The sequence below is a fragment of the Paradesertivirga mongoliensis genome (assembly GCF_024436395.1).
Lineage (GTDB): Bacteria > Bacteroidota > Bacteroidia > Sphingobacteriales > Sphingobacteriaceae > Paradesertivirga > Paradesertivirga mongoliensis.
Map to the genome: position 1 here is coordinate 237,007 of NZ_JAFMZO010000001.1, position 19,078 is coordinate 256,084.

Genomic DNA, 19,078 nt, shown 5'->3' on the forward strand with positions numbered 1-19,078 from the left:
ATGATAGGCAAAAACTGAAAAATGCACCCCTTAAGACCTCACAACAGTACCTTAAACCTGTTGAATTTTTCTTGCGATTACAGGAATTCCTTTTTTTATCATTTAATTGTGCTGGCTTCTCCAGAAAGTTGCTTTGCAGAATTTATTCTGCAATTTTGTAGAGCCGATGCGTTAGAATCGGATTCTTCCTTCTATTTACCCCAATCACCATAAAAAGAAATTGACCGACTGATACGTACCAATACGTAGGATAAACGGAGGATGGGTATACCCACAGCTTGCCTTGACCGAAGCTAAAGCCTTTATAACCGCTTCAAAAACTCTTGCAAAGCGGCAGTATATACCCGTTTACCTTTAGGCAGTTTCTTTTGGTATTCCGCTTTCTTAACCGGGTCGCTTATGATAGAACGGGCATAGGCAACCGCCTCAGCAAAGCTGCGCTGTTTCTGTTTTTGGAGGTCGTTGTACTTAACGCCGCTCATATCAGGATACTTGCTGATTACAGTTTTGTTGCCGTAGTTTTTAACTACTATATCCTTGCCTATCTTCCCCTTTGCTTCTTTTAGTAATATGTTATTGGTAGTTGCCATAATTAAAGATATAACTTGTTGCTAACTCTGTCATAAAAATCTCGTTTCGAGAATGTTTGCCCGTGTAATGATGAGCAACCATCAGCAGGACAATACATTTTTTATATCTTAGCGGCCTAAACTCTTATTACAATTATGAAAAGCTTTTTATTACCACTCGTGGCATGTTTTGTCGCGTTCTCTAGCTATGCTCAGACTTCGTCAGAATCCGACGATGCTTTAAAAGCCGCGCAAAAAAAATGGGTGCTCGAACTCAATGTTAACCCCTTTAAAAGTGATCTTAATTTAGCCAACGCATTAAATCAGATAAAGGTCAGGACATTTTTGTCAGACCGAACAGCGTTGCGTTTGGGCTTTCACGCTAACAGACTTTCGTCGGATGTTGAAAGCGGTAACCCTTATGGCACAAACCCTATGATATACCGCGACGAAAAAAGCAGCACAACCCTCGGATTTAATATCGGTTTTGAGAAACATCTGGGTGGCACCCGCAGGTTATCACCCTATTTTGGCGTAGACCTGGCGGTGTCGAATAAATCTTCGAAGCAGGAACTGACTAATGGAAGTGTCAAAACAACTATCAAAAATGCATGGACGACTTATTCTACCACCAGTATGTGGGTTCCAAACTACAACGGAACGGGTGGACAATACGTAACGCAGCCAATATACAGAACAGAGGAAATAGCTTATCTGAAATACGGATTGAATATCGTTTCCGGTTTCGACTACTACGTTTCAAAGCATTTCTTTGTCGGCGCCGAGCTAAGCCTGGGATTTAGTCAGACAAACCACAAAAACGTTAAGTTTAGTCAATCGGGTAGCACATCGGGCTCGAGCACCGACAATTCTGACCAGAAAAACAACTCGTTTCAGTTCGGAACAAGTAATTACAATGGAATAAGACTTGGCTATGTACTCTAATTTTAAAGAAATGAAAAGACACATAGCATCACTTATTTTAATTTGCTCCTTTTTATTCACCCTGGTTTCAGGCTGTAAGAAAGATCAAAATGAGCATCCGGAAGTTCAAACGCTCGAGATCGAAGCACTGTCGCCATCTCGGATAATATTGAAAGGGAATATTGTATCGACCGGTGAGTTTAACGCTACAGACTATGGTTTCTATTATGGAAGCTCAGCAAGTTTAGGCGACGGGATGGGAACAAAGGTATCAATGGGTTCAGAATTAAAAGAAGGGCAGTTTTCAAAAGAAGTGCAGCCCTTCTCATATTTTAGTAACCCGCAAACTATTTATGCAAGAGCATATATCACCGATAGTAACGGCACGATATACGGCCCGGTAAACTCGGTGCAAATACCGTCTGTGAGTTACAGCAGCGTTGTACCTTCAAGCGGAAAAGCAGGAGACTTAATCACATTAAACGGACAGTTTCATAAACTTACCAAAGAAGAAATCACCGTTTCATTTGCAGGTATATCCGCACAAATAGAGGAGGTTACTTCGTCCAAAGTTACGGTTAAAGTTCCCACGGGCATTAATACTTCCAATAATGGATCTAACCAGGTGAATATAACTATCGCTCTTGGCGGACATAATATTTATGGATCGCAGAATGTGTTCACTATAAATCCTACACCCAAAGATTTTAGTCCAAAAGCTGGAACAGTGGGTACCTCCATCCTGATTACCGGAGACAATATACCGTCCTCGTACTATTACAACAACTCGCTTAAGGTATATTTCGGGCAAACCCAGGTAGCGATATCCAACCAAAATTCAAGCGGAATAAGCGTTTCGGTTCCAGGTAACATCACCGATGCCAAGTTTGCTGTATCAGTAGAATTTAACGGCATCAAAACTACCTTACCTGGCGAGTTTACTATTACACCGCATACCATTACAGCCATTTCGCCGGCTTCGGGCTTGCCGGGCAGCAGCTTTTCGATATTTGGAAATAATTTTGTGACCAATTACTACTCGTCGAGCAACCTCGGTGTAACTATAGGCGGTATTCCAGCTTCGGTTTCTATCATGTCAACCGGACAGTTAACGGCTACAATTCCTGTTAGTTTACCAGCAGGAGATTATAAAGTATCAGTGAAACAGGGGCCATTCACAGTAGAAGCGCCACAAACCCTTAAGGTACAGAATTTAACCCTGAGCAGTTTCTCGCCCTCATCAGGAGGAGTAGGTAAAGAAGTAACCATACAAGGGATATTCATGCCTGGTTCTTCTCATCAGGTGTATTTCGGCTCATTGTCGACTTATACTAGTAATACCACAGCCACAACACTGAAAGTGAACGTTCCATTCGGAGCGGTACCCGGCGACAGTAAAATAACCGTGAAATATGGAAATCAATCCGCCGAATCAAGCTCAGACTTTACCGTTCTTGCGCCAAGTATAACCTCGTTTTCACCCACGTCTGGGGTTGCCGGAACTGAGATAATCATTTCGGGTTCGGGTTTTAGCCCGTACACTACCGTTAGGTTCGGCACCATTCAGACCAATGTGATCATTGCAACCGAGTCTACGCTGAAAGTCGTAGTACCATCAAACCTGAATTTAGGAGCGATGAAAATAACCGTAATAAGTAACGGGCAAACAATTGTAAGCTCGGCCAATTTTACAGCAACAAATTAGTTTATAAAAAAAAGAAGCCCGGAAACACCGGGCTTTTTTGTTTATTTTATCTCCTCCTTTACTTCTCCGCAAGTAAGCATCTCGTCGCCGTAATAGGGGTTCTTAATGTCCGATTCGCTGGCTAACCAATAGGCCCCATCGCCGTCCTTTGCCATCGGACAATATTGCTTGTAAATCTTTCCTGATTTCAATCCTGCGCCTTTAACAAAACTCTCCACTTCAGCGGTTAGCTCATCGAAATTGTCTCGTTGCGCTTTTATATCAGCCGACGCTGCAATCTGAGACGAGATATCCGCCGCCTTCTTATTACCGGCGTCAGTCAAAGCTGTGCTCAATGCAGAAGCACCGGCTTGTGCCTCTTTCCCGTCCGAGTTTACCAGGGCAGTTTTAAGGTGAATATAATGTTGATATACCTCCTGAGATTTTGCATCCTTAAACTCAGGGTTACCAGCCTCCGAAGCCATATTTTCTGATTCATGACTTTCGTGCTCCGCGGCATTTTCCTTCGGTGTTTCTGATGTACAGGCGGTTGAAACAGCAATGGCTACTGCAAGGCTGCTTAACAAAATGGTGTTCATTTTCATATGATTCAAATTTATAGTGTTATTCCTTTTTTTAATACATATTCACTGTGCAATAAGTAGGCCCCCGAACTTACCACCTCTTCCCCGTTTTTTATACCGCTGATTACTACGATCTGGCTCTGGTCCTCCGGGCCGGTAGTTACCTTACGGGATGTAAATGTATGATCGGATGTTTTTATCCATACATGTGCACCATTCTCATCGCGAATCACCGCCTGCAGTGGCAAACTTACGGCTTTTGAAACGCTTCCTGTACTTAACAGGGCTATTGCCTGCATACCGGGTTGAAGTTTGCCTTCAGCATTGTTAACAACTGCGCGGATGTTTAATCGTTGTGTGGATGGGTTTAATGCCGGACTGATAAAGTCAACCCTTGCATTTGCACTGAACTCCGGCATCCCATTTATGGTGATGGTTAGTATTGACCCCAATCTGACCTGTTCTATTTCTGAAGGATAGACGTCTGCTTCAAGCCATAGGCGGTTAAAATTCTCCAGGCGCAAAAGCGGACTTCCCTCGGATACATATTGCCCCTCCGAAACGTTAATCTCATTTACAACACCCGAAGATGAAGCATATACCGTGAGAATTGGCGACACTTTACTACTTCGCTCTAATGCTTTGATCTGGGCATTCGAATATCCGAAAAGTTTAAGTTTATTCTGCGCTGCTTCGCGCAGCGACTGGTAAACCTTTTCGCCCGGAAAGGCCGCAACCTGTTTTAACTGAAGCAGGTAATCTTGTTGCAGAACCTGCAATTGCTCACTATAGATTTGCAATATAGCTTCCCCTGCCGACACTTTTCTGCCGGTTTCTCGGATAAACAACCTTTCGACACGCCCCGCCACCCGGCTTGACACCACCTCGGTGTGCTCCGGATTGGTGATGAGGCGGCCATTTAAGACTTTGGAGCTGCTGAAGCTACCCTCGCCAACCCGGATAGTCTTGATGTTGGCCAGCTGCATCTGGCTCTCACTCAGCATCAGCGAAGCCGAATCGCTGCTTTTATCGGTACTTAACACGAGATCCATTTTGCAAATAGGGCATGTACCCGGCTTATCCTGCACAATTTGGGGATGCATCGGACAGGTGTACTTCTCGCCCGCATGCGAGGAATGATCGGCTGACGGCTTTGGCCCGGTGCACGCAAACAAAAGACTTACCGCTAGCAAGCATATCCACATTATATTTAAGCGTTTGAACCTCATATCATCTATGCTCTAATATCAATTTCTTAAACTATCTACTTTTACAAAGCTCTCGCTATCTACCATAAACCAGGCATTTACAGCCACTTCGGCCTTTTTACTGATGCTTTCCCCGACGTCTACCCAGTCACCGCGGCGGTCGAGCAGAGAAACATAAGCAGGCTCAAAAGCTTCACCGTTTTTTACGAACGCAACATACCGCGAGCCTAACTGGAGCACAGCAGTACGGGGTAACCAGGTTCCAAATTTGCTGTCTGCATCCGTTTTAACGGTAATTAGCTGACCAATCTTCCATGTTTGTCCGGCATTATTAATCCTTGTCCTCAATAAAGGGAAACTCGTCCCTTCTGCGTAATATGGTTGTATCAGGGTAATTTTCGCTAAAGCCTTTTGAGATGGATTATCTATGGAAGTTATCTGAACCGGAGTTCCCCGTTTCAAACCAGATAATTGTTTTGTTGATGCAAAGAAGTCGGCAAAAACCGAGCTTGCGTTTATCAGATCAATTATCTTTTGCCCCTGGCCAATGTATTGACCCTCGCGAAGCTGCAAAGGAGAATTAGTTTCCACTTTAGGGAGCTGAGGCGAATCTCCTGCCGATTGGCCACCCATACCGCCCATCGACGACTCAGCACCTTCAGAACCAATCACAGTACCGCTGGCTTGCATTGCCGGATCGGCCACTGAAGCTGTTCTCTGCTGTGTTACATATCCGGAATAAGGACTATACACACCAAAACGGTAGTTAATCTTTCCGGTACGAAGCACTGTGTTTATCTGCTGGTTAGACGCACCCAAAACACGAAGCTTTGTTTTTGCAGCCTCCAAAAGTGCTTTGTCCCCGCTTTTTCTCAAATAGAGTAATTCTTGTTGGGCGCTGGCCAGGTCGGGGCTGTAAATATCCATCAGCTTTTGCCCGCGGCGTACGTACTGGTAATTGTAGGTAACATACAGGCGTTCGATTCGGCCACTCACACGGCTTGACACCGTATTCCAGTTGTTGGTATCGTAGTTAATAATTCCCTGAATCTGAATATCGCCGGTCCGTACACCTTCGCTTGGCCGCACGGTTCTTATATTTGAAAGCACGATCCGATCGACTGGCCTGATAATGTCTTCAAGTCCGGCAGTTACGGTGTCGTCTGCATCGTGGGATTTCGCGGGCACCAGATCCATCCCGCAAATAGGGCAAGCGCCTGGTTCTTCTGTAACTATCTGAGGATGCATAGGACAGGTATATTTCACAGCAGCTTTTCCCGTTTTTTCTATAGAGCCGTTCGAGCAGGCGAACATGAACACCAGAAATACAAACAACCCAGCGTATTTAAGGCTATCTCTCAATGCTTTTTTCATACTCCGTAATCATTTTATAGTATCGCTGTAAAGCATCTGTATAATTCATTCGGGTCATGTTCAGTGCTTCCCAACTGTCTATTACCATGGCCAGATCCATCTTATTTTCCTGGTAAGAAAGCATGGATACATCAAGACTCTTTTTTAACACGGGGATAATTTTCTTCTCATAATTATCCAATTGTTTTTCCATGGATCCCAATTCGCTTTCCATAGATTTTGCCATCCCCAGCATCTCCGAAAGCATTGCCGTTTTTTGCTGGCGCATGGCTTCGATTTCAAAATTCATCGATTTAATCTCGGATTTATACATTTTCGACGACCAGGGTGCAATGGGAATAGATAACATACCCATAACTGTGAACTGCTTTGGCATCATGGCTGAATAGGAGGACATATGATCAAACCGAAGCCGAAAGTCAGGTTTTGCCTCCTGTTTCATCTGATTGATATTAGCCTGCATGGAATGAATATTGTGCTGCATGTGGCGGATATCACTGCGGGTTTCGGCCAGATAGCTTGAATCTAGCTGAGCCATAGGCAGAAAGGAAACTTTATAATTGGTATCAATCTCCAACACAGCTGTGGCCGGGCGGTTCATCAATGCATTTAAGGCAATTTTATAGGTACGGATCTGGCCTTCCGTCATGATTAACATGTTTTCTGCTTCGGCCAATCTACCTTCTGCCCTAAAAACCTCGTTTAATCTTCCCTGGTTATAGGGATACCGGATTTCGGCAAGCCTTTTCATGGTTTGCATAATCCGCCTGCCTTCATGTTGAAACTTGATCCGCTTGCTGGCAATAAGCAGATCAAAATACAGCTGCCGCGCCCGGCTTCGCAGTTCGTTGAAGCGCTCTGATTTGCCAAGTGTATACGTTTCGGCCAAAGTTTCGAGGTATTTCCGCTTTGCTATAATCTTTGCAGGATTTGGGATGTCTTGTTCAGCCGAAATCATGAAGGCACCTTTATCTTCTTCGGACATCATTTGCCTGGGATAAGGTGTCATAAAGGTTCCTGCACCTACCATCGGAGCCATCCAGGCGCCGGCGCCCTCTAACCGCGCTTCCTGGCTTTTTACCTGGCTGTCGTATGCTTTGAGAGAAGGGTTGTTCGACTCAATTTCAGCGAGGATTTGTGGTAAACCCATAGGCTGCTGAGCTAAAGCGTTAAGCGCTACGACGCATAACACTAAAAAACATACGCTTCCTCGAATTAATTTATTTCTAATGTCCATCATGCACCTCCATTTTTCCAAATTTTTTCAGTTCATACTCTTTTGTCATCAAAAAGATAAGCGGCGTAACGATTAGAATATGAATGGAAGAAGTCAGCACACCTCCAATCATTGGCAGCACAATAGGCTGCATCACATCGCTGCCAACTCCCTGCGACCATAGCACCGGAATCAATCCAAAAAGGGCCACGCATACCGTCATAATCTTTGGTCTCAGGCGCTTTGCCGCACCTGCGATAACAAATTCCTTTAATTCTTCCCTGCTGATTGTCTCACTCGAATTCCCTCTTAATGCCACTAACTGCTTCATAGCGTCGTTCAGATAAATCACCATTACGACCCCGGTTTCGACTGCAATTCCAAACAGGGCAATAAATCCTACGGCCACCGCAACAGAGAGGTTTACTCCCCAGAAATAGACGAGATAAGCTCCGCCGATGAGCGCAAATGGGATGGTAATTAAGCTGAGAAATGCTTCCCGTAAGGATTTAAAAGCCAGATACAGTGAGAGGAGAATAATTAAAAGCACTATCGGAACAATGTAGATAAGAGTTTGCTGCCCGCGGATTAAATTTTCGTACTGGCCGCTCCATTCAATAAATGAGCCTCCGGGAAGATCCAATTGTTTGTTCAGTCTCGCAGCTGCCTCTTCCACGGTAGTGCCCAGATCTCTGTCGCGCACATTAAACATCACCGCTCCCCGAAGAATCGCATTTTCAGATGAGATCATCGGCGGCCCGTTTACAAAACGAATCTCTGTTACCGCAGATAGCGGAATGGTACCGGCCTCCGGAGAATTCAATGGGATCCGCTTTAAGCGCTCTAAACTATTGCGGTACTCCTGTCCAAGGCGCAGACTGATATTGAAACGACGGCGCCCCTCAACGGTGGCAGCAAAAGGAGTTCCACCAATGGCGCTTTCCACGGTTGCATTTATATCGTCGACGGTTAAGCCATAGCGCTCCAGCTGTTCACGCTTAATGTCGATCTCAAGGTATTTACCGCCAGAAACCGGCTCGACATATAGATCTTTTACACCATCAATGTTCTGCAAAAGCGATTGGATCTGTTTAGAAAGTTTGTCGATCTGCTGCAGATCTTGTCCATAAACCTTTAGTCCCACATCCGTACGAATCCCGGTAGAAAGCATGTTAATACGGTTGATTATCGGCTGAGTCCAGCCGTTTACCACCCCCGGAATTTGCAATTTACTGTCTAATTCATTGATCAGTTCCTTCTTTGTAAGACCATCGCGCCACTGACTTTTGGGCTTCAGTATGATGATGGTTTCGATCATGCTAATAGGAGAGTTGTCAGTGGCTGTGCTCGCCCTTCCGGCTTTTCCTAAAACTTTATCCACTTCGGGAACAGACTTGATGATCTTATCCTGAACCTGAAGAATACGCTTAATCTCCGAGTTGGAAACATCCGGCAGGGTCACAGGCATAAATAACACAGACTGCTCGTCCAATGGAGGCATAAATTCGCGGCCCATACTCATGAGTAAAGGGATGCTAATCAAAACCGCCAGGATATTGATACCTATGGTTGTTTTCCGGTATTTTATGCAGCGCCTTATTAAGGGCTCATACCAGCCTTCCAGTTTCCGGTTGATAGGGTTATCGTGTTCTGCCCGGAAGCGGCCTTTCATAAAGAATGATATCAGAACCGGCGCAAGCGTTACTACCAGCAGCGCGTCTATCAACAAAATGAATGTTTTGGTATACGCCAGCGGATGAAATAGCTTTCCTTCCTGGCCTGTCAGCATAAAAACCGGCAGGAATGAAGTGATGATAATTATAGTGGAATAAAAAACACCCCTCGACACCTGCTTCGACGCTTTCTCAATGATTTGCAAACGCTCCTCTTCGGGCACCTTAACGTAGTTGTCCTTTCGGGCAAAATATTCCTTCAATCTGTTAAACATTTGAACCTCCTCTACTGGCAGCGTTTAGCTCTGCCTGCCGCATAGCCAGGTGCTTATAGGCGTTTTCCGCCATAATAATTCCGTTATCTACAATAACACCTATAGCCAGTGCAATCCCCGTAAGGGACATGATGTTTGAGCTGATATCAAACGCATTTAGCAAAATGAAGCTTGCTGCTATAGTGATTGGAATTTGGATAATAATGCTGATGGCACTTCTCCAGTGCAAGAGAAATACCAGCACTATCAGCGAAACCACAATCATTTCTTCTATTAAGGTTGTTTTAATGGAAGAAATTGATTCTTCGATCAGTTCGCCCCTGTCATAAACAATATTGAATTTTACGCCGGCGGGTAAACCCTTGCTTACCTCCTTCATTTTTTCTTTCAGGCGGTCAATTACCTCATCAGCATTTTCGCCATACCTGAGCACTGCAATTCCGCCTACCGCTTCGCCCTCGCCATTATAATCAAAAATCCCCAGGCGGCTTTCGCCAGACATTTCAACCCTTGCTACATCCCGGATACGTACCGGTATAGAGTTTTGGGTTTTGATAGCGAGGTTTTCAATCTCCTCAATTGATTTGAGGTAGCCGGTTGTTTTGATGATGTAGCCGATGTCGCTCATCTCAAACTTCCTCCCCCCGGATTCATTATTGTTCGAATTTACCGAGCGCATTACGTCTGGGAGGCTGAGTTTGTAATAACTCAATTTATTCGGATCGATACTGATCTGGTATTGTTTCTGAAAACCGCCAAAAGAGGCAATCTCACTCACCCCTTTTACATTCTGCAAAGCGAACTTGACGTACCAATCCTGAATTGCCCGCTGCTCGCCTAGATCCATTCCGGGAGCATCAAGCGTATACCAGAGAATATGCCCCACGCCTGTGCCATCGGGCCCCATGGTTGGCACAACGCCGTCGGGCAAGGCATTTCCCAAAGAATTCAATCGTTCCAGTACCCGCGACCGGGCCCAGTAAATATCTGTCTCATCTTCGAAAATTACATAGATAAAGCTCATCCCAAACATGGAACTGGCGCGAACATATTTCACCTGCGGCATACCCTGCAGATTGGTGACCAGCGGATAGGTAATCTGATCCTCGATCAACTGCGGGCTCCGGCCCATCCACTCGGTGAAAACAATTACCTGGTTTTCGGACAGATCTGGAATAGCATCGATCTTATTTGTGCGAATAGCATAAACGCCCCATACAAATATTGCCGACGAAAACAGCAGAACCAAAAACCTGTTGCGTAACGAAAAAGCAATCAGTTTCTCAATCATGAGAATTAATTAAAAAAAATAGATTTGAGATTGACGTAGCATCACAAAGCGTACGCCTGAGCACTTCGCAGTCTATAACAGACTACTATTCGACGGTAAATTATTCCTATATTCTGAATTGCTGAAGCAGAAGAATTAGTGCTTCGACGATAAATAAGCCGGGAGACGGCTCGTCCTGTTTCTGGTCCTGGCCTTCTGAAGAACCGAACCAGTTGTTAAATAAAGTATAAACAAACAAAACATCAAAGCTTTGCTCCTTGTCTTTTACCTGATTATTTTTTGGAGATACTTTGTCGGTAACCTGATTAAGAGATATTTGCTGATTATCGCAGCATGCGTCTTTTGTAAAGGAATTCTCTGACTTAACCGGACAACTCTTTGCTGTCGTTTTTTGGGCCATTTTACATTCTTTAGCCTTGCCAAACAACGAAAAATCCTGAATTGAACCGCAGCATTTATGTAACGATATATTTATTCCTGTTGCTGAAACTGTAATCAGCAAAACCAGCGCAAGCGCGATATAGTTACGGAATATTTTCATTACAAGGCAAATATAGAAAGTTTTTTTATCTAAGATTTATAAAATTTTGACAGTATGTTGTAAGATTTTGGTTCAGTGCAGATCAAACTAATTTAATGAAATGGGTATTATTAAGACATGAATGCAATACAGTTTTTAAACGTTTCTTTTTTCTGGATAATAATATGCTCCGGATGTTCTAATCCAACGAATAATGAAATTGAGGAACTAAGAAAACAAACTAAAGATCTCCAAAAGCAAATTGATAGTCTGAAGAACGCTGCTTCCGACACAATTTCTGCTAAGCCAGACACCCTGGTAGCCGAACCGCCTGCAACAAAAAGCCAGCCTCCCTCGCAACCTGATGGACAGCTCAGGCCCGGCAAACACCAGTTCACGCTGCAATGGATCAGCTGGGACGAGCCCGGCAGTGTCATGATTCAACCGGCTGAAGATGGATGGTTTTCTATTGAAGGGCAACAGAAGAGCAGAAAAAACAACGACTACATTACCATAAGGGGCCTGATAAAGCAAATTTCGGCCAGCGAATTGCAATTTAGGGGAGAGATTAAATCGGTAGTCGAAACTGTTAACGGCGGGGAGCCTTGTGTAAGGACTGGAACTAAAATCTTTAAAACCACTAAAAACCGTAAGTATTGGCGACTGCAGGATATGATAAACTGCGAAGGAGGGATGTTAACTGATTACGTAGATATCTACTTTCAATAAGCGGCTAACGCGGATCAAAGGGTTCGAGCTTCGGAAGTCTCCGTTTTTCGGGCGGCAGGCTTTTGAAATGGCGATAAGATTGATTCAGGTATAATAGCAGGTGAAAATCTGGCGATTTATACGCCTTAACCGTGGGCCTGTACAAACCCCTGAAATCTAAAAGCTCATCTCCTGTGAGCGGAGTATGCTTTTCGATGTAAGATACGCTGAAAACTCTGTCAATTTCTTCCTCAACCAGATAGTCTCTTATTTTGCGCTGCGAGCGCCGTTCCTTTTTCGAATCCTTATTCCAATACCTTAATCTGAAGGTAAGCCCTCCCTTCATCGTCCCATCATCATTGCGCTGATATCCTGTATTTCTTCGAAAAGTCTCCTTGTCTACCAGTGAACCAAGTTGGGTATTGACACCAGTTATGGTCACATCCTTCAGTTGATGGGAAATTGCCTGAAGAAAGAAATCTCTTGTTTTTACATCGGTTACGAAAACCGTATCAGAAACATATGAATACAAGGTCAAAACAAGCAGGTCTCCTTTACGCACGCTGATGCGGAATCTCCCCTGCATATCACTAAGAACAGAGCTCCCCAAATTTACGTTGGTTATTTGCACACCAGCCAACGGACTGGCCGAGCCTATTTCCAACACCCTGGCATCCATTTGAGTTTGAGCAGTTACTGTAAAAACCGGAATAACGATCATAAAGGTAAGCAGAACACGAAAAGGCATGTATAAAGATATCTTGTGTGTGCCTCGAACGGGAAATTTTAACAGTAATTAACACGATCGGCGGTGAGATTAATGCTTTTAGACGCGCATTGAATTTAAAATACTACACGGTGTTCTAAATACTGTGCGTCAAACACTTAATCATTCAATACATACTACATTTTTTTTCAATAGACGAAAATAAATTACCGAATCGCTTTCGGTATCTTTTTGGTCCAAGAATTGCACTAGAGAAACACACTGATTAAAACATCTGAATATGATCCTTAAAACCTACAGCCCGAGTTCACAGAAACACAAATTCAGTCCAGCACAAAACAGAAAGTTCGATATACTGATGTATATTATTTTGACACTTCTGGCTCTGTCATTTTCCATTTATTCAACACTTTAACGGATCGGAAATGGATGTTAAAAACACTGTTTCGGGCTATCTGGAGGAGCACAAGAACAACCGGAGCAATGCTTTCGTAGAGTTTATTAAGCGTACGTTTAAAGAAGGAAAACTTGATCACAACCAAATCAGACGGGCAGTGTTGCAACGGTTTCAGGCTCAGGATAAAACTGCAGTATTTTTCGGCTCACTTTTATTGCAGCTTGACAATGAAGAGATTCATGAGCTGCTAAATGAGAAGCTTTAGACCGGTATTCTTAAAACGCCGTTATTCATTCCTATTTATTTGACGTATGGTTTGCTCCAAGTCGGCCGAATTTTCTAGACGCCATACTTGCATATTGATGATTCTGAAAAACAATTCGTAGAACCCTGTCGGCTCCTATCTCCATTATTATAAAATCATCAGAGGTAATCAGTTTCCCTTTTGCCCATACGTGGCAAAACTTCCCCTTTTTTTCTTGCAAAGCGAAAAACTCACTGCCATCGCCAAAATAGTATGGTCGTTCCATCCATGAATAATCTTTTCCATATCCATAGCTTTTACTTAAAGCCAGCTTCATTTTTTCGTAAAGGTGTGCAAAATTGGTTTGATTGACATCAAATTCAATTATTCCCTCATAAAACTTGTTATCAACAAATTTGAGGTAGGCCATTCTACTCTTAGTTCCTGCAAAATTCAGATTATTTAAATACGCCAGTTCTTCGAATTCATCGATAGAGGATACAGAGGCGCCCAGAGTTGTTGCGGTCTGTAAAGCCTCTTGTCGTGATATCCCGAATTTTATTCCGTAGAAGGATTCAATCTGGATAGGTTGGGAATTACCAATAAGCGGCAATAGCAACAATGCAAGTAAAAAGTTTTTCATAGTAACCTGTATAATATTTTGTTCAAATATTTTCTACAGCGTTATAATGAGAGAGCTGCTTAGCTTAACTTGTAATTATTTAATCATATTCGTTTAGGTCGATAAAGCAATCATTCTCATTATCAGATGGTAGATAAAAAAACAACAGCCCGAATTTTATTTTGTTTCAGAACAAGGACTTCTAAGGAGAAATTATAACTGATGAAACACAGGCATAATCAAATGATGTTTGTGTCTATTTATAAAGGATTCAGATTGCCATCAAAGGCGTATTTACCGCCTTTTACGGTTGATATGCTAACAGTTTTTTCGCCAAAACGGATCAGGCCCGGGTTACCCAGTTTAGAAAGAATAGTAAGTCTTGTAAGCTTTCCATTATCCCAATCAATATCCACATCAAAGCCCCCTCGTGCCGAAAGGCCGTGGATATACCCTTTTTGCCAGGCTGCTGGCAGCGCAGGGAGCACATGAATTTCGCCTGCATGGCTCTGCAAAAGCATTTCGGTGATACCTGCAGTAGCGCCAAAGTTACCGTCAATCTGAAAGGGCGGATGTGTATCAAACAAATTAGGAAGGGTTGACTTTTGAAGTAACGCAATTAAGTTCTTATAAGCTTGTTCACCGTCTTGCAACCTTGCAAAGAAATTAATGATCCATGCACGGCTCCAGCCCGTATGTCCGCCCCCGTTTGCAAGCCGGTGATTGATCGTCTTCCGCGCTGCCGCCAATAACTCTGGATTCTTTTGACTGGTTATCTGCCTTCCGGGATGTAAACCGAACAAATGAGAAATATGCCGGTGGCCCGGATCTGCCTCTTTAAATTCTTCAGTCCACTCCATGATTCTTCCATCGCTTCCTAATTTAGTAGGCGCAAGCCCGCCTAGTGCCTTTTCCATTCTGCGTCTGAAAGCCGCATCCCGTGCCAAAATTTTACTGGCGGCAATCGTGTTTTCGAGCAGATCACGAATGATCATATGGTCCATAGTAGGGCCCATCACCATAGTAGCACGCTCGCCTGTTTTGGTAAGAAACGTGTTTTCGGGCGAAGTAGAAGGCCCTGAAACCAACTGGCCCGTCGCCGGGTTCTTCGTTAACCAGTTTAGACAAAATTCTGCAGCCTCTCTCATGATCGGATAGCCCTGCGAGCGAAGCGCCGCCTTATCTTCTGTAAACAAATAGTGCTCCCACAGATGTTGGGCGCTCCATGCTATTCCCATGGGCCACATGGCGTACTGAACGTTCCCCGAAGTTTCGGTAAAATGCCATACATCAGTTGTATAGTGAGCAACAATCCCCTTCATTCCATACATATCCCGGGCAGTTTTTCTTCCATCGGGACGGAGAGCCTCGATAAAATCAAAGAAGGGTTGATGCATCTCAGACAGGTTGGTCTGTTCGGCAAGCCAGTAATTCATCTGGATATTAATGTTTATGTGGTAGTCGGCAGACCATGGTGCCCATAACCCATCCGACCAAATTCCCTGTAAATTAGCCGGCAAGTCTCCCGGCCGCGAACTGCTTATCAATAAATACCTGCCGAACTGGTAATACAACTTAATGAGCTGAGGATCTGTATTTCCGTTTTGCATGGCGGTGAGCCTAGCATCTGTGGGAAAATATATGCCATTGGTCTGTCCCAGATCAAGATTCACCCGCTTAAAATATTTTTGATAATCGGCTACGTGTAGTTTAAGATGATCCGCATAAGCGTACTTCAATGCGTTGTTGAGCTGGGTTTGCGATAATGATTCTGGATCACCCTTCCGGTAGTCGGTATTCGCAGTAAGGAGGATAGTCACAGCATCTGCCTTTTCCACTCTTAAGTGTGTTGATGTAGCCTGAACAGTACCCCCTTCATTAGTCAGCGCAGCTTTCGAAACCAATTTCACTCCAACACCGCTATTCGTATGTTCAGACATACTGATTCCGGTGCCAGAGTATTGAATCAACGCTTTTTCACCCGGCCGTTGAAGCCTGAGATTAAAGGTGAGAGACCCAGGCTTGCTTGCTGTAAGTCTGACAACAAGAGCCTCACCGGGCTTAGAAGAAAAAATCTCTCTTGTGTATGTGATATTCCCGGCACTAAAAACCACTTTTGCTACGGCAGTTTCCAAATCGAGCTCTCTGCGATAGTTGGTGATACTATTACGAGCATTCTCTGGCACTTCCAGGTCAAGAAGCATGTCTCCAAGCGTTTGATAGCTCGCTCCTTCTTTTTTGTCTCCCATCATTTTTTCCTGCGCCAGTTTCTGAGCCTCGATATACTTGCCCTCGAAAAGTAACTTTCTAACCACAGGTAACACCGCTTTAGCTTCCGGATTTACAAAATCTGCCGGCTGCCCAGACCACACTGTCTCTTCATTTAGCTGCAATCGCTCGGCGAAAGGGTATCCAAAAATCATGGCACCAAGTCTCCCATTTCCCACAGGTAATGCTTCGTTCCAGCTTCCGGCAGGATGGTTGAACCAGATTTTTAGTTCGCCAGGCGATTGTTGGGCCTTTAAGGCAATGGCAGCACAGCTGAAAAGGATGGAGAGAACGAAATTGATGCGGTTCATTATAATGGTTTATTGCACAATTATAGTAATAAAGACTTACTTCTTAGAGGTTGGGGTCTTTATAACAATGTTCGGCTTTGGCTGCATTTTCATTCCCTGGCCAAGAAAAAAACTGGTATGCGGTGGTTGATTATAACTTACATTTTGCCAGACGATACTCAAACGGTATTGAGGATCGTGCATCAGTGTTGGCAAACTGTAACTCGTTGGGATAACAGTACTATAAATACGGAGCTCTTTATTGTCTTCGGTTCTCCATATCACTTCTTCACGCCAATCTCCCAATAAGTCTCCACTTAGTGCGGGAGTGGCCTTAGTTCCATTATTCGACACGCAGTCTTCAGCAGTTAACAGATTTATTGTTGTCTCATTCTTCCAATCCCACTTATCGATTCGATTTTTATCTAATAATTCTCTGGTCAGATCAGCATCCCACCATACTACGAAATTCTGCGATGAAGGAACTTTATTGGTAATCGTTTTACCCTTGTTATTACGTAAGCCGCCGGGGCCGCCCCAATTTTCAAATCCGGCATGTGTGGGATCAATGTCTGCAGCAACACCTCTTCCAACATCTACACCCGGGAACAAACTCCAAAGCACTTTTCCGGTACGGGCATCAAACATTGCGACGCCGGGAGTATTAAGAGCAATAGTTCTATCCTCATTTTCATGGATTCCAAACACTTCCAATCCTGGGTTTGAGAGATCCATGTCCGACAAATGTACTGCGTCGCCGTGACGCAGGCCGGTTGTATACAGCCCTTTTCCATTGTCGTCAACAGTCATCGCCCCTACACAGATTTCGTCCTTTCCGTCGCTGTCTACATCGGCTACAGATAAATTGTGATTAGCCATACCCGAATAAGGGTTATCTTTATCTTTTGAATCAAAGATCCAGCGTTGGGTAAGTTTACCATTGCGAAAATCCCAGGCAGAAAGCACCGTTCGACCATACCAGCCTCGCACCATCACTGCGCTTGGAAGTTTTCCATCGAGGTATGCTACACATGCCGTAAAGCGATCAGAGCGACTTCCGGTACTATCATTACCTCCGTTGCCTCCAATTCCGCCCCAGCCATCGAGCGGATACCGGCTCGGAGTATAAGTTACGGTAGATAAAGCGCTCCCGGTGACTCCATCGAAAACAGTGAGGTATTCCGGCCCATTAACTATCTTCCCATAAAAACGGCTGTCAGCGGTCGATAGAGTCCGCCAGTCTTTTGTGGAATCTCCTATTACTTTACCTTTTCCGTCAATGGTACCATCGGCCGTCTTACAAATCATTTCAGATTTTCCGTCACCATTAAAATCATAGACAAGGAATTGTGTGTATGCCGCCCCCGACCGTATATTTTTTCCAAGATCAATACGCCAGAGTAATGTTCCATCCTGCCTATAGGCATCGAGGAATGTGTTGGCTGTTATGCCCGTTTGAGGTGGGTTCCTTGCATTGCTAGGATCCCATTTTAAAATCAATTCATAAATTCCATCATTGTCCAGATCACCAACACTTAAATCATTGGCATTGTATGAATATTTCTGTGTACCTGTCATACCACCAGGAGGCTGTTTAATTGCTATCGGCAGATACTGTCTGATGGGTGCATTTGCCGGCAAAGTGTAAGTACCGGTTTCTTTAAGTTGCTTGCCTTGAAGCACAGGAACGACTGAATAGGTGATACTCTCAGACCAGTCTGCCAGCGAATCGACGAAGTTCGTGGCTTCTGAATTCCTGCTCAACATCACTCCTGAGCCACCTCCGATTTTGCGATAAATAATGAACCTGGTATCAGGATGATCGGTGGCCAGTTTACGCCAGCTCATAAATACTGCTTTCTCGTCTTTCCTAAAAGCTACAAGGCCTCGGTCCAGGTATTCCATCTGACGCTGACAGACTGAATAGTGGCTTAGACATAGAAGGATACAAAGCAAAAAATACTGAATATGGGATTTCATAATGGTTCTTGAATCAGATAAAAATACAAAGGATAGTAAGATTTTTACCCACTGTCGTGTGTCACTTCCACGAGACAAAGAGAGATCCCTTGTAGGGGACAAGAAGGGAACAGGTTCGGAAAGGCTTCGGAAATTTCCGAACCAGCCCTCCTCTTTTTCCGAACACGCCCCGAACAAAGCCGCACCCAGTTCGCAATCTTCGGCAAGTTCTCGCAAACACTCGCAAAACCCGGAAACGGTTTTTCAAGCACGTACGCCTGCAGAAATTTGAGCTTATGTTTGTGCTATGAACAAAAGATTAGTTCTAAGTAGTCTCCTTCAGAATATCCAGTTTTCCTGTAAAGCCAGAATGATTGGTATTATGTTTCTTTAATCGCTCGCTTACATCTGAGGTACAACCAACATAATATTTGTCCAATGATTGGGAATACTGAATATAGACGGCAAACATTAGGTTTATAATACAAAAGCCCCAGATCTCTCTGAGGCTTGGTGGGAGATACTGGGTTCGAACCAGTGACCCT

The 19,078-nt window shown here is 44.1% G+C and carries 17 protein-coding genes; 4 read left to right on the top strand and 13 right to left on the bottom strand.

The features are described 5' to 3' along the window. Window positions 1-302: 302 nt before the first annotated feature. Window positions 303-590 carry a hypothetical protein gene (locus tag J3P43_RS00700; RefSeq protein WP_255897857.1) on the bottom strand — a complete coding sequence of 96 codons (288 nt, stop codon included), beginning with the start codon at window positions 588-590 and terminating at the stop codon, window positions 303-305. Between the two features lie 135 nt (window positions 591-725). Here J3P43_RS00700 and J3P43_RS00705 point away from each other — a divergent pair, with 135 nt between their 5' ends. After that, entirely contained in the window at window positions 726-1,514 is a 789-nt protein-coding gene (locus J3P43_RS00705) for a hypothetical protein (protein ID WP_255897859.1), read from the top strand. 10 nt (window positions 1,515-1,524) lie between these two features. Further along, window positions 1,525-3,198, top strand: a complete 1,674-nt coding sequence (locus J3P43_RS00710) for an IPT/TIG domain-containing protein (protein ID WP_255897861.1) — start codon at window positions 1,525-1,527, stop codon at window positions 3,196-3,198. Between the two features lie 41 nt (window positions 3,199-3,239). Here J3P43_RS00710 and J3P43_RS00715 read toward each other — a convergent pair whose 3' ends face one another. The 7 genes from J3P43_RS00715 to J3P43_RS00745 form a co-directional block, all read right to left on the bottom strand. Next, complete coding sequence (locus tag J3P43_RS00715; RefSeq protein WP_255897863.1) at window positions 3,240-3,782, bottom strand: DUF3347 domain-containing protein; 543 nt, start codon at window positions 3,780-3,782, stop codon at window positions 3,240-3,242. Between the two features lie 11 nt (window positions 3,783-3,793). After that, complete coding sequence (locus J3P43_RS00720) at window positions 3,794-4,990, bottom strand: efflux RND transporter periplasmic adaptor subunit (protein WP_255897865.1); 1,197 nt, start codon at window positions 4,988-4,990, stop codon at window positions 3,794-3,796. Between the two features lie 18 nt (window positions 4,991-5,008). Beyond that, window positions 5,009-6,343 (bottom strand): heavy metal-binding domain-containing protein, encoded by a 1,335-nt coding sequence (locus J3P43_RS00725; RefSeq protein ID WP_255897867.1) that lies wholly within the window; start codon window positions 6,341-6,343, stop codon window positions 5,009-5,011. After that, window positions 6,321-7,493: a TolC family protein gene (locus J3P43_RS00730; protein WP_255897869.1), complete on the bottom strand. Its 1,173-nt coding sequence runs from the start codon at window positions 7,491-7,493 to the stop codon at window positions 6,321-6,323. Before J3P43_RS00730 ends, J3P43_RS00725 begins: the two co-directional genes overlap by 23 nt. A gap of 76 nt (window positions 7,494-7,569) precedes the next feature. Continuing rightward, a complete protein-coding gene (locus J3P43_RS00735) occupies window positions 7,570-9,507 on the bottom strand; it encodes an efflux RND transporter permease subunit (RefSeq protein WP_255897871.1) in 1,938 nt (645 codons plus the stop codon). Beyond that, complete coding sequence (locus J3P43_RS00740; RefSeq protein WP_255897873.1) at window positions 9,500-10,798, bottom strand: efflux RND transporter permease subunit; 1,299 nt, start codon at window positions 10,796-10,798, stop codon at window positions 9,500-9,502. The genes J3P43_RS00735 and J3P43_RS00740 overlap by 8 nt, the downstream gene beginning before the upstream one ends. Window positions 10,799-10,904: 106 nt before the next feature. Then, a complete protein-coding gene (locus tag J3P43_RS00745; protein ID WP_255897875.1) occupies window positions 10,905-11,339 on the bottom strand; it encodes an HYC_CC_PP family protein in 435 nt (144 codons plus the stop codon). Between the two features lie 117 nt (window positions 11,340-11,456). Between J3P43_RS00745 and J3P43_RS00750 the strand changes: the two genes are divergently transcribed. Next, complete coding sequence (locus tag J3P43_RS00750; protein WP_255897877.1) at window positions 11,457-12,047, top strand: hypothetical protein; 591 nt, start codon at window positions 11,457-11,459, stop codon at window positions 12,045-12,047. Window positions 12,048-12,051: 4 nt separating this feature from the next. Here J3P43_RS00750 and J3P43_RS00755 read toward each other — a convergent pair whose 3' ends face one another. Further along, the gene (locus J3P43_RS00755; RefSeq protein WP_255897879.1) at window positions 12,052-12,774 is read right to left on the bottom strand and encodes a hypothetical protein; all 723 of its coding nucleotides are present in this window, start codon (window positions 12,772-12,774) and stop codon (window positions 12,052-12,054) included. A gap of 404 nt (window positions 12,775-13,178) precedes the next feature. Between J3P43_RS00755 and J3P43_RS00760 the strand changes: the two genes are divergently transcribed. Then, entirely contained in the window at window positions 13,179-13,415 is a 237-nt protein-coding gene (locus J3P43_RS00760; protein ID WP_255897887.1) for a hypothetical protein, read from the top strand. Window positions 13,416-13,446: 31 nt separating this feature from the next. On the opposite strand, the gene J3P43_RS00765 is transcribed toward J3P43_RS00760, so the two are convergent. The 4 genes from J3P43_RS00765 to J3P43_RS00780 all read right to left on the bottom strand — a co-directional run. Beyond that, window positions 13,447-14,037, bottom strand: coding sequence for a hypothetical protein (locus J3P43_RS00765; protein ID WP_255897889.1), 591 nt, complete (start codon window positions 14,035-14,037; stop codon window positions 13,447-13,449). 239 nt (window positions 14,038-14,276) lie between these two features. Then, entirely contained in the window at window positions 14,277-16,595 is a 2,319-nt protein-coding gene (locus tag J3P43_RS00770; protein WP_255897891.1) for a glycoside hydrolase family 95 protein, read from the bottom strand. Between the two features lie 36 nt (window positions 16,596-16,631). Further along, entirely contained in the window at window positions 16,632-18,479 is a 1,848-nt protein-coding gene (locus J3P43_RS00775; protein ID WP_255897893.1) for a rhamnogalacturonan lyase, read from the bottom strand. A gap of 379 nt (window positions 18,480-18,858) precedes the next feature. Further along, window positions 18,859-19,078 (bottom strand): GIY-YIG nuclease family protein (locus J3P43_RS00780; RefSeq protein WP_255897895.1); only part of this gene is annotated, 220 nt, incomplete at its 5' end.

Coding starts and splice junctions, on each gene's coding strand:
- J3P43_RS00700 (WP_255897857.1), bottom strand. CDS start 590: ATGGCAACTACCAATAACATATTACTAAAAGAAGCAAAGGGGAAGATA.
- J3P43_RS00705 (WP_255897859.1), top strand. CDS start 726: ATGAAAAGCTTTTTATTACCACTCGTGGCATGTTTTGTCGCGTTCTCT.
- J3P43_RS00710 (WP_255897861.1), top strand. CDS start 1,525: ATGAAAAGACACATAGCATCACTTATTTTAATTTGCTCCTTTTTATTC.
- J3P43_RS00715 (WP_255897863.1), bottom strand. CDS start 3,782: ATGAAAATGAACACCATTTTGTTAAGCAGCCTTGCAGTAGCCATTGCT.
- J3P43_RS00720 (WP_255897865.1), bottom strand. CDS start 4,990: ATGAGGTTCAAACGCTTAAATATAATGTGGATATGCTTGCTAGCGGTA.
- J3P43_RS00725 (WP_255897867.1), bottom strand. CDS start 6,343: ATGAAAAAAGCATTGAGAGATAGCCTTAAATACGCTGGGTTGTTTGTA.
- J3P43_RS00730 (WP_255897869.1), bottom strand. CDS start 7,493: ATGGGTTTACCACAAATCCTCGCTGAAATTGAGTCGAACAACCCTTCT.
- J3P43_RS00735 (WP_255897871.1), bottom strand. CDS start 9,507: ATGTTTAACAGATTGAAGGAATATTTTGCCCGAAAGGACAACTACGTT.
- J3P43_RS00740 (WP_255897873.1), bottom strand. CDS start 10,798: ATGATTGAGAAACTGATTGCTTTTTCGTTACGCAACAGGTTTTTGGTT.
- J3P43_RS00745 (WP_255897875.1), bottom strand. CDS start 11,339: ATGAAAATATTCCGTAACTATATCGCGCTTGCGCTGGTTTTGCTGATT.
- J3P43_RS00750 (WP_255897877.1), top strand. CDS start 11,457: ATGAATGCAATACAGTTTTTAAACGTTTCTTTTTTCTGGATAATAATA.
- J3P43_RS00755 (WP_255897879.1), bottom strand. CDS start 12,774: ATGCCTTTTCGTGTTCTGCTTACCTTTATGATCGTTATTCCGGTTTTT.
- J3P43_RS00760 (WP_255897887.1), top strand. CDS start 13,179: ATGGATGTTAAAAACACTGTTTCGGGCTATCTGGAGGAGCACAAGAAC.
- J3P43_RS00765 (WP_255897889.1), bottom strand. CDS start 14,037: ATGAAAAACTTTTTACTTGCATTGTTGCTATTGCCGCTTATTGGTAAT.
- J3P43_RS00770 (WP_255897891.1), bottom strand. CDS start 16,595: ATGAACCGCATCAATTTCGTTCTCTCCATCCTTTTCAGCTGTGCTGCC.
- J3P43_RS00775 (WP_255897893.1), bottom strand. CDS start 18,479: ATGGAATACCTGGACCGAGGCCTTGTAGCTTTTAGGAAAGACGAGAAA.